Source organism: Micropruina sp., assembly GCF_027492755.1.
In the GTDB taxonomy this organism is placed as follows: Bacteria; Actinomycetota; Actinomycetes; order Propionibacteriales; family Propionibacteriaceae; genus Micropruina.
The window spans coordinates 18,219-32,236 of record NZ_JAPUED010000204.1 but is presented as its reverse complement, the minus strand read 5'-3'; the positions used below and the strand labels follow the sequence as shown (position 1 = coordinate 32,236).

Sequence of the window (14,018 nt, the reverse complement as noted above, 5' to 3'; positions counted from 1 at the left end):
GCCGATCGCTCCGGGTACGCACGGGGACAAGGCTAGATTCCTGATCCAACAGCTGCCCACCACCAGTCCGGGAGGTCGGTTCCAGGACGCGCCGACGGCAGCGGTGGCACGAAAAGAACCGTCCCTTCGTGCCGCTCCCACGATCGAAGTGGAACGAAAAGAACCGTCCCCGCGTACCACGGGCACCGGTGAAGCCGGCCGACGTGCCCGGACGCCTACTCTTGGGGCGATGGATCCGCGTGAGCTGCTCTTCCCACCCGGTGCCACCAGGCACGACTGGGTGCTCGACGGCATGCTCACGCTCGCCATGATGATGGTCACGGTGCTGCCGTACGCGCCCTACTCCTACTGGAACTCGATCCCGCGTCCGTTGCTGCTGGCCACTCTCACGATGATGGTGCTGCCGTTGGTGCTGCGCCGCCACTCACCGCTGTTGATGCTGGCCGGCTGCACGGTGGCCGGCATCGCCCAGGTGATCGTGGTCAACACCTTCACCGCGACGCTGGTGGTGCTGCCGATCGTCGCCTACTCGGTGGCCCGCTGGGTGCATGGCCCGGTGGCCCGGTCGGTGGTGGTGGTCGGCGGCTTCGCGTCGGTGATCGGACCGCTGCGCTGGGCAACGGCCACCGAAGGGCTCAGCATCAGCGCCCGCGGCATCGTGCTGTTCGTGCTGGCGGCGTTCGTCTGCCTGGGCCTGATCGTCACCCCGTATGCGATCGGACGCCGGGTGCGCGAGTCGACCGTCGCCCACGCCGACCGGATCGCCGCCGCCGAGGAGCGCTACCAACTGCTGCTGGCCGAACGCGAGCAGCAGGCCCGGCTGGCCGAGTCGCGGGCCCGGGCCACCATCGCCCGCGAGTTGCACGACATCGTGGCCCACTCGCTGTCGGTGATGATCGTCCAGGCCGAGGGCGGCCGGGCGCTCGCCGCCAAGCGTCCGGACGCCGCGATCACCGCCCTGGACACCATCGCCGACACCGGGCGCGAAGCGCTCAGCGAGATGCGCCGGATCGTCGGGGTGCTGCGGTCCGAGCCCGAGCGGCGCGGCGCCGACTGGGAGCCCGCCCCCTCCCTGGCCGATATTCCCGATCTGGTGCACCGGGCTTCCGACCGGGCCACCCTGGTCGTGCACGGCGAGCCGCCGCGGGTCTCCCCCGCCCTGGAGCTGACCATCTACCGGGTCGTCCAGGAAGCGCTGACCAACTTCCTCAAGCACGCCGGCCCGACCGCGACCGCGGTGGTCACGCTGGCCTACGGGGCGACCGAGATCATGGTCGAGATCGTGGACAACGGTCCCGGCCCTGAGCTGGTCAACACCACCCCCGGCCACGGCCTGCGCGGCATGGCCGAGCGGGTCACCTCGATGGACGGCCGGCTCGAAGCACATCCGCTGGCCCTGGGCGGGTTCGTCGTCCGTGCCGTGCTGCCCGTCCAACCCCGACAAGGAGTACATCGATGAGCCCCATGATCCGGGTCTTCCTGGCCGACGACCAGGCCCTGGTCCGCAGCGGTTTCCGCATGCTGATCGAGGCTGAGGACGACCTCGCGGTGGTCGGTGAGGCCGCCGACGGTGCCGCGGCCGTCCAGGCGTTGACCGCGCACCCGGCCGACGTGGTGCTGATGGACATCCGGATGCCGGTGATGGACGGCGTCGAGGCCACCCGGCAGATCATCCGGGCGGGGCTGGGCACGAAGGTGCTGGTGCTGACCACCTTCGACGTCGACGAGTACGTGTTCGCGGCACTGAAGGCGGGGGCGTCCGGCTTCCTGCTCAAGGACGCCCGACCGACTGACCTGCTGAACGCGATCCGCAACGTGGCCGCCGGCGAAGCGGTGATGGCGCCGTCCGCGACCCGCCGGCTGCTGGACCAGGTGGTGCCGACGCTGCCCGCCTCACCGGGCGCCGACCGCCGGCTCGACGTGCTCACCGACCGGGAGCGCGAGGTGCTGATCGAGATCGCCGCGGGCGCCACCAACGCCGAGATCGCCGGTCGGCTGTACATGGCCGAGGGCACCGTGAAGACCCACATCGGCCGGCTGCTCTCCAAACTGCAATGCCGCGACCGGGTCGGTCTGGTGCTGCTCGCCTACGAGTCCGGCCTGGTCCGCCGCTAGCCCCCGGCGCTCCCCTAACTATTCAGGGCTCGCTGAACTCGGCGAGCGCTAAGTAGTTCGGCGAGCCGTGGGTGCTGGGGCGCCCGATAGGCTCGGCGGGTGCGCTATGTCTCCACCCGATCGAGTTCGGACGTTACCGGGCTGCCGTTCTGCGACATCCTGCTCGACGGTCTCGCACCGGACGGCGGCCTCTACCTGCCCGAGCACTACCCGACGCTGACCGCCGAGACGCTGGCGCAGTGGCGCTCGCTGCTGGCGTCCGAGGGCTACGCCGCGGTGGCGTTCGAGGTGCTGCGGTTGTTCGTCGACGACATTCCGGACGCCGACCTGCGGGCGATCTGCGAACGCGCCTACGCCGTCGAGGTGTTCGGCGACCCGGTCGTCCCGGTGGCACCGCTGTCGGACGGCATCTGGCTGGCGAAGCTCTCCGAGGGCCCGACCGCAGCATTCAAGGACATGGCCATGCAGCTGCTCGGCCAGCTGTTCGAGTACGAACTGGGACGCCGCAACCAGACGCTGACCATTCTGGGCGCGACTTCGGGCGATACCGGTTCGGCCGCCGAATACGCGATGCGCGGACGACGCGGCATCACCGTGTTCATGCTGTCGCCACAGGGCCGGATGAGCCCCTTCCAGCAGGCGCAGATGTTCAGCCTGGACGACCCGCACATCGTCAACCTGGCCGTCGAGGGCGTCTTCGACGACTGCCAGGATCTGGTCAAGACCGTGATGGGTGACGCCGCGTTCAAGGCGGCGCACAACCTGGGTGCGGTCAACTCGATCAACTGGGGACGGGTGGTGGCCCAGGTGGTCTACTACGTCGTCTCCTACCTGCGGGTGATGACCGCCCTGGACGCCGCCGGCGAGACCGTGACTCGGGTGTCGTTCGCCGTCCCGACCGGCAACTTCGGCAACATCTGCGCCGCCCATGTGGCCCGCGAGATGGGGCTGCCGGTCGACGCGCTGATCCTGGCGACCAACGAGAACAACGTGCTGGACGAGTTCTTCCGCACCGGCGTCTACCGAGTGCGGGCCGGCGCCGAGGAGACGTCCAGCCCGTCGATGGACATCTCCAAGGCCAGCAACTTCGAACGTTTCGTCTACGACCTGCTGGGCCGCGACGGCGCGCGGGTCGCCGAGCTGTTCACCCGGCAGCTGCCCGAGCAGGGCTTCTTCGACCTGTCCGGGACACCGGAGTTCGCCGGCATCCGGCAGCGCTACGGCTTCATCTCGGGCACCTCAACCCACGCCGACCGGGTGGCCACCATCCGCGCGGTGGACGCCGCGGACGGTGTGGTGATCGACCCGCACACCGCGGACGCGGTGAAGGTGGCCCACGACCTACGCGCTTCGGTCGCCGGGCCGATCATCGCCACCGAGACCGCCCTCCCGGTGAAGTTCTCGGCCACCATCGTCGAGGCACTGGGCCACGAGCCCGCGCGTCCGGACGCCTTCGTCGGCATCGAGGACCTCCCCCGCCAAGTCACCGACATCCCCGCGGACGCCGACCTGCTCAAACGGATCATCGACGACCACACGTGACGGAGTGACCACCACGTCGTCCGGCCCGCTCCGTCAGCCCGGCGGACGCCGGGATGACGAGTCGGCGGAGGACCCGGATCACGGGACGGCCATGAGGGACTCAGTGTTCGTGGCCACCGCCGTCGTGGTCGTGCGGGGCCGGCTGGACGCCGCCGGTTCCGATGCCGGGGTCGCGTCCGTCCACGAAACTGCTGGTGTCCCGGGTCATCTCGTCGAGCGGCACCTCGTGCACCTCGCCGTCGGCACCGAGCCGCCACGGCTGGAAGAACATCGAGTCATGGTCGTGGTGCTCATGTCCGTGCTCGTCGTGTTCCTCCGCCTGCCCGTGGTCGTGCGGCTCCATCGGTTCGGCTTCCGGACGTGACAGCAGCCCCGGCTCGTCGGCGGACGGCACCACCGGTCCGCGCCGCACCACCGGTCCACCGCGGTCCTCGTGCTTGCCCATCTCCTCGGCCTCCTTCCGGCGCTGTTCCGCGCGCTCCTTCTGCTTGTCCGGGTCGCCTCGATCCGGACGCTTGTCGTCTTCGGGTTGGCCGTCCGACTTCGGGATCTCGGCCCGGTAGGCGACGGCCGTCCGTAGCTCCTCGCGTTGGAACTGGACGGTGCGCCGGTCACCGCCGGTCGCGGTGAACCGCACCGAGTAGACGCCCGGCTTGGCGGTGGCGAACGCGCCGCCGAAGCTGCCGTCCCCGGCGCCGCGCAGCGCCACCAGGGTCTCGACGCCACCGGGATCGGTGACCCGGGCCAGCACCCGCGCCCGGCCGGTGAACGGCTGCCCGAACATGGTCAGCGTGGCCCGCAGTTCGAACTTGTCGCCGGCGATGGCCAGGGAGGGCGCGATCTCGGCGTCCAGGTGCACGTCGGAGTAGCTCTGCACGATCATGCTGTACGGCACCGTGCCGCTGGCCCGCAGCTGGGCCAGCCGGGCCTGCAGATCCTCGCGGCCGCGCAGCTTCTTGATCGCGTCCCGAGGCAGCCCGATCATCGCCTTCCACTCGCCGACGGCCATGATCCGCGGATCCACCGGCAGGGTGAGCCGGTACAGCACGTCGTCGAGGTTCTCCTGGTACTCCACGGTGGCCAGGCCCGACGAGCCGTCGATGGTGGTGCCGTCCGGAGCGACCAGGACCACCTCGAGCAGCGGGGCCAGCGGCGACAGCACGATCACGTCGACCTGGTGATCGAGTTCGCCGAGCAGGAACGGCACGGTGTGCTCGCTGCCGATCGCCAGCTCGCCCTGCGGGTCGACGACGATCGCCGTGTCGGTCACCCCGGCCAGGATCTGGATGAAGTACTTGGTCAGCCGGAAGCGGCGCTCGGCGGCGGTCATGTCGCCGGTGATCAGCATGTACCGCGAGATCGAGGTGAGCACGGCGTCGCTGACCCCACCCGGACTGCCCAGGCCGATCGCGTACACCTGGTCGGCGTAGGGCGCGATGGCGGCCAGCACCGGCGCGTCGGTGACCCCCGGCGACTGGTTCTGGTTGCCGTCGGTGAGTACGCACAGCGCGAACTGCTCGTAGGGCGTCGCGGGGTCGGTGCGTTCGGCGTCCAGTACGGCGGCACCTTCGATCATGCCCTGGCCGATGCCGGTCAGGCCGCGCGGTTCCAGTTCGGGTGAGGCGATCGCCGAGTCGAGCACTTCGCGTCCGGAGCCGGGCGTGGTGGGCGCGGGCCCCATCTCGGTGATCCCGTCCAGGACGGCGGTCAGGTCGTCGAAGGTGACCACCCCGACGCCGTCGATCGGCCGCATCACGTCGCGGATCACCGCCAGCGACTCCTTGAGCAGGTCGTAGCGCGAGCCGGCTGTGCCCGCGTTCGCCCACATCGAGCCGGAGCGGTCCAGCACCAGCGAGACCGCGGCGCGCGGCCGGGCGACCGGGGTGGCGGATAGATCGACCACCCAGCTGCCCAGGGTGTACTCGTCGCCCGGGTTGGCGGCGTCGTAGCCGTCGTCGTCCACGATGAAGGCCCGCACGCTGGCCGTCCCCGCTTGTGGGACGCCGATCGGACCGTTGGCCTGGAACTGCGCGAAGACGCTCGCAGTGACCGTCTCGGCATGGTCGTCATGCTCGACGGTGACGATGCCCTGCCCGGCCGGGGCGCTGAAGCCGGCACCGGTCACCCCGGTCAGTTCGAAGCGGACCTGGCGGCAGGTGCGCACGGTGAACTGCACCGGATGGAAGGTGGTGAGCAGTTCGGGTACCGAGCCGAACGACACCGACGGGGTGTCCAGGCTGACCTCGGGCAGGTCGCTGTGGAACCAGTAGCCGACCGCATGATGGTCCTCGTTGGCGTTCGGTGTCGAGAACACCGGCGCGGCGAACCAGGCGGCCGTGCCGAGGTTGATCATCGTGTCGCCACCGTTGTGACCGCTATTCGCGGCGCCGCCGGCCTGCGGCTGGAACTCCGAAGCCGCACCGAGCTTGCGCTGCCAGATCGACCACAGCCGGTCGACGTTGCAGTGGTGCAACCAGAAGGCGGGGTCGTTCACTGACACCGACGGGTAGGTCATGTGACCGCCATCACCGGGCTGGCCCTGCGGGTTGAGTTCCCAGCCGCCACCGATCCAGACGTGGACGCCGTCGTGCAGCACGCGTTCCAGGAATTTGCGGAAGGACGCCAGCACCTGGGCGTTCGTCGGCGCGGAAGTGTCGTTCCAGGGCGCGCCGTCGTAGACGTCCGGCCAGGTCTGTCCGTTCGGCACCGCGATGCCGAAGGCGCGCAACGCTTCCGCCCGGCTAGGCAGGTCGCCCGCGGCCGGAATGCCGTTGGACCGCTTCAGGGTCAGGTCGGAGTCGCCGCCGCGGCGGATGTTCATTCGCCACGTGGTCGGATCGGCGAACGGCCCCGACGTGACGTAACCCGTCGTCGGACCGGGTCCGGCATTGCCGAATCCGCCGAGCAGGTCATTGGTGAAGGGCCAGCCGGCGTCGGCCGAGCTGCGGGCGGTGATCCAGTCCCAGTACGGAATGGTCAGGTGGTGATTGCCGCTGACCACCTGCAGGTCGTATTCGAGCTGGTGCAGGAACTCGCGATGCCACGGACCGAACGCGGGACCGCGATGGGCACCGAAGCCGACCGTGTTGTGCAGCCAGACGTAGTCGTCGTAGCGGTTCGGCGTCCCGCCGGCGGCACTGACCGCCGTCGCGGCCGCGGGTATTCGGCTGGGTGATTTGGCTGGATCCTTCAGGTCGAGGAAGGCCTGGACCAGTTCCGCCTTCTCGGCGGCGGTGAGTTCGGCGACGCTCTTGCGGCACAGCATCGGAGTGCTCCTTCTCGGGACGGGTTGTCGCCGAGAAGTGCCGGTTCCACCACGGTTTCGGAGGTGGCACAAGTACGTAAGCGCTGATCAACGCGGAGTCTCGCTCAGTGAGAGGCCTCGACGAGCTCGACCAACGATGCCCAATCACCGCCCATTCACTCGATCAGGCCGCGCCGTTTCAGCAGATGCGTGATGTCGGGGTCGGCTCCGCGGAAGTCGCGGTAGGCGTCCATAGCGTCGATCGAACCGCCCCGGGCCAGCAGCCGTTCGCGGTAACGCCGGCCGTTCTCGCTGGTCAGCCCGCCGTTGGCGAGGAACCAGGCGCCGGTGTCGGCGTCCAGCACCTCGGACCACAGGTAGCTGTAATAGGCCGCCGCGTAGCCGCCCTCGAAGATGTGCTTGAAGTAGGTGGATCGGTAGCGGGTCGGCGCCAGCGGGTAGTCGACCCCGGCCGCGGCCAGGGCTGTCGCCTCGAACTGCTCCACCTCGTCGGGCGCGGACGGCAACTCGTCGAGCGGCGTCGAATGCCAGGCCTGGTCGAGCAGCGAGGCGCCGAGCATCTCGGTGGTGGCCCAGCCCTGGTTGAAGAGCTCGGCCTGGGTGAGCGCCTCGATCCATGCCGTCGGGATCGGCTCGCCGGTCTGGTGATGGACGGCGTAGCGGCCCAGCAGTCCGGCGTCGAGCGCCCACATCTCGTTCACCTGGGACGGGAACTCGACGAAGTCGCGCGGGGTGTTGGTGCCCGATTGCGACGGGTAGCGGACGTCGGAGAGCAGCCCGTGCAGCGCGTGCCCGAACTCGTGGAACAGGGTGCGCACCTCGTCCCAGGTCAGCAGGGTGGGCTCACCGGCCGGCGGCTTGACGATGTTGAGGTTGTTCACCACCACCGGCTGCTGGCCGAGCAGGTGGTTCTGGTCGACGATGTTGTTCATCCAGGCGCCGCCCTGCTTGCCGGCGCGGGTGTAGTGGTCGGCGACGAACAGCCCGAGGCCGGTGCCGTCGGCATCGAACACCTCGAAGACCCGCACCTGGTCGTTGTAGCCGGGCAGGTCGTCGCGCTCGACGAAGGTGATCCCGTACAGCGCGGTGGCTGCCGCGAAGACACCCTCGTGCAACACCCGTTCCAGTTCCAGATAGGGCCGCAGTTGCGCCGAGTCGAAGCTGTACCGGCGGGCCTTCAGCTTCTCGGCCAGGTACTCCCAGTCCCAGGGCTGCACTTCCTCGCGCTGCAGTTCCTGCAGATCGGCGGCTTCGGCGTGCGCGTTGGCCACGGCCGCCGGCACCATCCGGTGCAGCATCGCGTGCACCGCCTCGGACGTGGTGGCGCAGGCGTCCGCCGCCACGTACTCGGCGTGGTGCGGGAAGCCGAGCAGCGCGGCCCGCTCGGCCCGCAGCCGGGCGATCTCGACCACCAGGGCGCGGGTGTCGTGCTCGCCGGACCAGCCGCGTCCGACCGATGCCTGGTGGATCCGGCGCCGCAGGCCGGCGTCGGCGATCTCGGGCAGGATGCCCTGCGGTGTGCACGAGTCGAGTTCCAGCAACCAGCCGTCCAGCCCGCGGGCCTGCGCCGCTGCCCGGGCGCCAGCCAGGGTCGCGGCGGACACCCCGGTCAGCTCGACCTCATCGACGACATGAACGGCGGCGGCGTTGGAGCCGGCCAGCGACGTCCGGCCGAACGCCGAAGTCAGCTCGGCCAGCCGTTCGTTCAGTTCCCGCAGCCGGGCCTGCTCGGCCTCCGGCAGGCCGACCCCGGCCCGGACGAAGTCGCGCAGGTGAGTTTCCAGCCAGTACCGGGCCGCGGCGTCGGCGACCACCTCGTCGGCCTCGACCCGTTCGTTCAGTGCCACCACCCGTTCGTACAGCGCGCGGTCCTGGTAGATGGCGTCGCCGAGCCGGGCCATCATCGGCGAGATGGTGGCGTCGATGGCGTCCAGTTCGTCGGTGGTGTCGGCCGGCTGAACGGTCCAGAACGCACCCAGCGCCCGGCCCAGCAGTTGCCCCGACCGTTCCCAGGCGTCGATCACGTTCGTCACCGTCGGCGGATCGGCGACCTCGGCGATCGCCCGCAACTCGTCCAGCCGCTCGGCGATGCCGGCCTCGACCGCCGGCAGGTAGTGCTCGGCACGGACGTCGCGCCACGGCGTCAGCTGATAGGGCAGCGTGGACGGCCGGGCGAACGGGTTGGCTGGATCGAGGCTCATGCCGCCCATCCTTGCAGCCGGCTCAGACAACGTACGGCTCGCCCCGATCGGCCGTCATCGGTTTGCCGGCCCGCGCCCAGGCCAGCGTGCCGCCGTCCACGTTCACCGCGTCGATGCCGTTGGCCAGCAGGTAGGCGACCACCTGCGCCGAACGGGCGCCGGAACGGCAGATCACCGGCAGCGGACCCTCGACGACGGGCAGCTCCGACAGCCGGGCCACCACCTCGCCGAGCGGAATGTGCACCGCGTTGCGGGCCCGTCCGGCAGCCCACTCCCCCGGCTCACGGACGTCGAGGACGACGGCGTCGTCGGGCAGTTCGTTGACAGTGATCTCGGTGTTCTCCACAGCTCCCATCCAAGCACGCCGGTGTCGCCGGTCGGGCTTGTCGATGCCCCCCGTTCCGACAAGCCCGACCAGCGGGTTCAGACCGGCGGCGTCGGCTTCGGCAGCGCACCGATCTGCTGCAGCACACCGAGTTCGTCCCGGACGCCCCAATGCTCGGCCAGCCGGTCGCCCTCGGTGCGATAGATGTGGATCGTCGGCATCGTGTACGGACGTCCGGCGAACTGCTCGCCGTGCACCGGCGCCACCGCCACACCGTGACCGAGCGCCCGGATGACGATCCGGTCCTCGGTGACGAACTCGTCCATCAGCTCGTAGCGCAGGGCGAGCACCCGGGTCACATAGGTCAGGATCTCCCGATACCCCTCGGGCCCGGGCGGCAGCGGGAACGGTGAGCCGTGATCGACGAAGTCGGCGGTGACCGCCTCGTCCAGGCAGTTCAGGTCCCCCGAGTTGATCGCCTCGAACACGGCGCGCGCGGCGGGCAGCGCCGCGTTGATCCGACTCGCCCCGATGGTGGTGCTGGTCATCCTGTTCCCCCTCGATACAGTGTGACTGGAACGATATTCCAGTGGAATAAGAATCCAGCGAATGGGAGATGATGTCAACACGTGGCTACGACAATTCGCGCCGCGCGGAGGCCGCGCGACTGACCCGGGCGAAGGTGTTGGCAGCGGCCCGTGACCGGTTCCTGCAGGTCGGCTACCACGGCACCACCATCGCGGCCCTGGCACGCGCAGCCCGGGTCAGCCCACAGACCATCTACAACACCTTCGGCGGCAAGGCCGAGGTGCTGAAGGCCGTCTACGACACGCTGCTGGCCGGCGACGACGAGCCGATCGCGATGAACGACCGGCCCGAGATGATCCACGTCCGCACCCGCGACAACGCCCCGGAGACGCTGCGCGCCTACGCGGCGTTCGCCCGGATGCTGGTGGCGCGCACCGGGCCGCTGCTCGGGGTGGTGCTCGCCGAGGGAGCCGGGTCGGACGCCGAACTCAGGGCCTTCCTGGCCACCATCGACCGCGAGCGCCGATTCGGCAACACCGGCGTGGTGCGGCACATTCAGCAGCGCTTCGGTCTCGGCGGCATGGACCTCGAACGAGCCGTCGATCTGATCTGGACGCTCACCTCGCCGGAGATCGCCGATCGCCTCGTCCGGCGCTGCGGCTGGAGTGCGGACGACTACCAGCGCTGGCTGGCTGATGCCCTGGTGGACGGGCTGCGCGAACTGCCGCGCTGACGCCGGGTCAGCGCAGGTCCGACTTGCGGATCAATCCGTGCACCCCCGTCGTCCGATCGACTACCTGGGTGACCGAGAAGTTGGCGGCGGCCGACAGGTAGGCGTAGGCCACTGCGCGGCTGAGTCCCTTGTCGTGCTCCAGGAAGTCGAGGGCGTTCACCACGGCGCGGCGCATGGCGATGTTCAGGTCACTGCCCTGGCCGCCCACGCTGCCGTCCGGATCGGACAGTCCGATCGGGATCCAGGCATCGGACGTCTCGGCGAACGGGTAGCGGAACGCCACCGAGGGCGCGTCTCCAGAACCCTTCTTGCACACCGTGAGCCGGAAGGTGCCGCGCAGCGACCCCTCCATCGCGGTCAGCGCCACCTCACCGTCGCCCATCGCGTGGTGCGGGTCGCCGACATAGAACAGCGCGCCGTCGGCGAACACCGGCAAGTAGAAGGTGGAGCCCGCACCCAGATGCCGAATGTCGATATTGCCGCCGCCGAGCGTCGGCGGAATCGAGTTCGCGCTCGCGTCGGTGAGCCCGGACGCCTCCGAGAACGCGACGCCGAGCATGCCGAAGAAGGGATTGAGTGGGAACCGCAGCGCACGCCGTCCGGACCTCATCACCCCATGGCCGCCCTGCACCGCGGTGAACACGGACACGTTGTGATACTCGGTGGGGATGCCGGAGGCACGGTTGTCGGTGTCGTGCGGCGGCATCACCTCGTCGATGGTGATGCCGGCCGGAGCGGTCCCGGCCGCCGTGATCGCCAGTGCGCCCTTGCCGTGCCGGCTGGAAACCACGCCGTAGGGAACCCGGGCCCGCAGGTCGAGAGTCTCCACCTTGAGCACGTCGCCCGGCTTGGCGCCCTCGACCCGGATCGGTCCGGTCACGACATGCGGACCGTCGACATCGAAGTTCCGAGCCGTCCGCCGGTAGTGGGCGGCAATGTCGATGGCGTCGGTGAGCACGTCGCGCTTCCGCACGCCGTGGCCGCCGAGCCAGGACACCGGATCACGGCCCTGGTCCTCGAGAATTCCCTCGTGCGAGACCGAATCGATGGTCACCGTCCGCCCGGACCGCATCGACAGCACCGGCGTCGCATGCACCGTCGGTACGTATCCCCACAGCACATCGGGCGTGCGCGAGGGCAGGTAGTGGTCGCCTCGGATGCGCCCTTTACCCGGCTGCAACACACCCTCGTAGAAGTCGCCGCGGGAACGTGAGTGAGCGGCGGCCGGGGTGACGGACGCGGCGGCGAGGCTCGAACCCGCTCCCATCGCGGCGGCGGCCAGCAGTAGACCGCGGCGGCCGACCCCGGACTTGATGACCGCTGCGGCTCGGACTGGATCGATCGCCTGGTGTGGATCGGTGGTGGTCATGGCCGGCTCCTTCGCTCGTCGGTGGACGATCACGAAAGTAATGAGCCCGTCTGACGCGGCCGTTGCGGGACGATTGCGGACCGGTTACCGCGGCCGGGGTCAGTTGGTCGGCGGCTGCTGGTAGTCCTGCGTCGTCTCGCCGGGAGCCTCGTCCGCAGCACGGGCCGGCCGGTGTGCGGTCGAGGAGAAGCCGTCGGCGAAGACCGTGCGGCCACGGGCGGAGAGCCCGACGTAGGCCTCCTTGATCTCGTCGACGAAACCCTTCATCTGCTGCGGCACCTGCCGCGCGTAGTCGGCGACCGGACGATCCCCGGCGGCGCGACGGTCGGTATAACCCTGCCTGCTCTGCTTGACGACGTCCTGGACGGTGCCGGCGACGATGTCGGCCAGCCCGGTGATGACGTAGGCGGCTTCGGTGGCCACCTTGGTCGCGACCTTGCCGACCTTGTTCGGGGTGATGCGGGTGTTGCTGGGCATGGCTGTTGCTCCTGAGTGCGCACTGGTGGTGACGTGTGAGCGTCCAGCCTGACGCGCCCATGAGCGGCGTTCAACCTCCCACCGGGTGACTCCGGGAACTGTCAGGGATGCCGAGTAGGGTGCCGCCATGAATGTCAGTGACGCCGTGGACGCCGTCCTCCCTTCCGTTGTCGACGACTTGGCCGCCCTGGTGGCGATCCCGTCGGTGAGCGCCCTGCCGACCCATGCCGGCTACGTGCAGCAGAGCGCCGAGTGGGTCGTGGCGCAGATCCGGGCGCTCGGTTGCGACGACGTCCGGATCGTCACCGAGGGCGGGCAGCCGGCGGTGATCGCCCGCTTCCCCGGTCCGGTCGGCGCTCCGACGGTCTGTCTGTACGCGCATCACGACGTGCAACCCACCGGCGACGTCGCGCTGTGGACGTCCGATCCGTTCGCGGTACGCGAGGCCGACGGACGGCTCTTCGGCCGCGGCGTGGCCGACGACAAGGCAGGTGTGATGGTGCACCTGGCCGCGTTGCGGGCTTTCGGCGGCAAACCGCCGGTGGGCGTCACACTGTTCGTCGAGGGTGAGGAAGAGATCGGGTCAGCATCGCTGGCCACGATCCTCGAGCGGCATCGTGACCTGCTCGCCGCCGACGCCTACGTGATCGCCGACTCCGGCAACTGGAATGTCGGCGAACCCGCGTTCACCACCACGCTGCGTGGCCTGGTCGACTGCGTCGTCGAGGTGTCCACCCTCGATCATGCGCTGCATTCCGGGCAGTACGGCGGCGCCGTCCCCGACGCGTTGACCGCGCTGTGCCGGCTGCTGGCCACCCTGCACGACGCCGACGGCAACGTCGCGATCGAGGGGCTGAGCGCGATGCCCGACCCTGAGCTGGACTACCCGGAGAGCCGGCTGCGCGCCGAGAGCGGGGCGCTCGACGGCGTCCGGCTGCTCGGCGAGGGCCCGATCGCCGGACGGCTGTGGACCAAGCCGACCGCCACCGTGATCGGCATCGACGCCACCAGCGTCGCCGACGCCTCGAACACGCTGGCGCCGTCGGCGCGGGCCAAGGTGAGCGTACGGATCGCCCCGGACGCCGACCCCGGTCAGGCACTGGCCGCGCTGACCACACATCTGCAGCAGCACGCGCCCTGGGGTGCCCGGGTGCGGGTCAGCGATGGAACCAAGGGTTCCGGCACCACCGTGCCGTTCCAGGGCCCGTTCGCCGACGCGGCCCGGGCGGCGTTCGTCGAGGCATGGGGCGTTGAGCCGGTGTTCACCGGGCAGGGCGGCTCGATTCCGATGGTGGCCGACTTCCAGCAGGCCTTCCCGGCCGCCGAGATCGTGGTCACGGCGGTGTGCGACCCCGATTCGCGGATGCACGGCATCGACGAGTCGCTGCATCTGGGCGACTTCGCCAAGGCCTGCAAGGCCGAAGCGCTGCTGCTGGCCCGGCTGGCTGGTGAGGCCGGCTGAC

Annotated in this window: 11 protein-coding genes; 5 read left to right on the top strand and 6 right to left on the bottom strand. The window is 69.8% G+C overall.

The genetic code is table 11. The features are described from left to right. The first annotated feature begins 229 nt into the window (after nucleotides 1-229). The 3 genes from Q0066_RS14165 (at nucleotide 230) to thrC (ending at nucleotide 3,657) form a co-directional block, all read left to right on the top strand. Nucleotides 230-1,459 (top strand): sensor histidine kinase, encoded by a 1,230-nt coding sequence (locus Q0066_RS14165; RefSeq protein ID WP_298133988.1) that lies wholly within the window; start codon nucleotides 230-232, stop codon nucleotides 1,457-1,459. Next, entirely contained in the window at nucleotides 1,456-2,115 is a 660-nt protein-coding gene (locus tag Q0066_RS14160) for a response regulator transcription factor (protein WP_298133986.1), read from the top strand. The genes Q0066_RS14165 and Q0066_RS14160 overlap by 4 nt, the downstream gene beginning before the upstream one ends. 99 nt (nucleotides 2,116-2,214) lie before the next feature. Continuing rightward, nucleotides 2,215-3,657 carry a threonine synthase gene (thrC, locus tag Q0066_RS14155; RefSeq protein WP_298133984.1) on the top strand — a complete coding sequence of 481 codons (1,443 nt, stop codon included), beginning with the start codon at nucleotides 2,215-2,217 and terminating at the stop codon, nucleotides 3,655-3,657. A gap of 100 nt (nucleotides 3,658-3,757) precedes the next feature. Here thrC and Q0066_RS14150 read toward each other — a convergent pair whose 3' ends face one another. From Q0066_RS14150 to Q0066_RS14135, 4 genes are all read right to left on the bottom strand, one after another. Next, nucleotides 3,758-6,922 (bottom strand): tyrosinase family protein, encoded by a 3,165-nt coding sequence (locus tag Q0066_RS14150; protein WP_298133982.1) that lies wholly within the window; start codon nucleotides 6,920-6,922, stop codon nucleotides 3,758-3,760. 155 nt (nucleotides 6,923-7,077) lie between these two features. Then, the gene (locus Q0066_RS14145; protein ID WP_298133980.1) at nucleotides 7,078-9,123 is read right to left on the bottom strand and encodes a M3 family metallopeptidase; all 2,046 of its coding nucleotides are present in this window, start codon (nucleotides 9,121-9,123) and stop codon (nucleotides 7,078-7,080) included. Nucleotides 9,124-9,145: 22 nt separating this feature from the next. Continuing rightward, nucleotides 9,146-9,469, bottom strand: coding sequence for a rhodanese-like domain-containing protein (locus Q0066_RS14140; protein ID WP_298133978.1), 324 nt, complete (start codon nucleotides 9,467-9,469; stop codon nucleotides 9,146-9,148). A gap of 77 nt (nucleotides 9,470-9,546) precedes the next feature. After that, the gene (locus Q0066_RS14135; protein WP_298133976.1) at nucleotides 9,547-9,996 is read right to left on the bottom strand and encodes an ester cyclase; all 450 of its coding nucleotides are present in this window, start codon (nucleotides 9,994-9,996) and stop codon (nucleotides 9,547-9,549) included. A gap of 68 nt (nucleotides 9,997-10,064) precedes the next feature. Between Q0066_RS14135 and Q0066_RS14130 the strand changes: the two genes are divergently transcribed. After that, complete coding sequence (locus Q0066_RS14130) at nucleotides 10,065-10,709, top strand: TetR/AcrR family transcriptional regulator (protein ID WP_298133974.1); 645 nt, start codon at nucleotides 10,065-10,067, stop codon at nucleotides 10,707-10,709. 7 nt (nucleotides 10,710-10,716) lie between these two features. Here Q0066_RS14130 and Q0066_RS14125 read toward each other — a convergent pair whose 3' ends face one another. Continuing rightward, nucleotides 10,717-12,078: an acetamidase/formamidase family protein gene (locus tag Q0066_RS14125; protein ID WP_298133973.1), complete on the bottom strand. Its 1,362-nt coding sequence runs from the start codon at nucleotides 12,076-12,078 to the stop codon at nucleotides 10,717-10,719. Between the two features lie 99 nt (nucleotides 12,079-12,177). After that, nucleotides 12,178-12,555 (bottom strand): hypothetical protein, encoded by a 378-nt coding sequence (locus Q0066_RS14120; protein ID WP_298133972.1) that lies wholly within the window; start codon nucleotides 12,553-12,555, stop codon nucleotides 12,178-12,180. Nucleotides 12,556-12,682: 127 nt separating this feature from the next. Between Q0066_RS14120 and Q0066_RS14115 the strand changes: the two genes are divergently transcribed. Beyond that, nucleotides 12,683-14,017, top strand: a complete 1,335-nt coding sequence (locus Q0066_RS14115) for a dipeptidase (RefSeq protein ID WP_298133970.1) — start codon at nucleotides 12,683-12,685, stop codon at nucleotides 14,015-14,017. The last annotated feature ends 1 nt before the right edge of the window (nucleotide 14,018 follow it).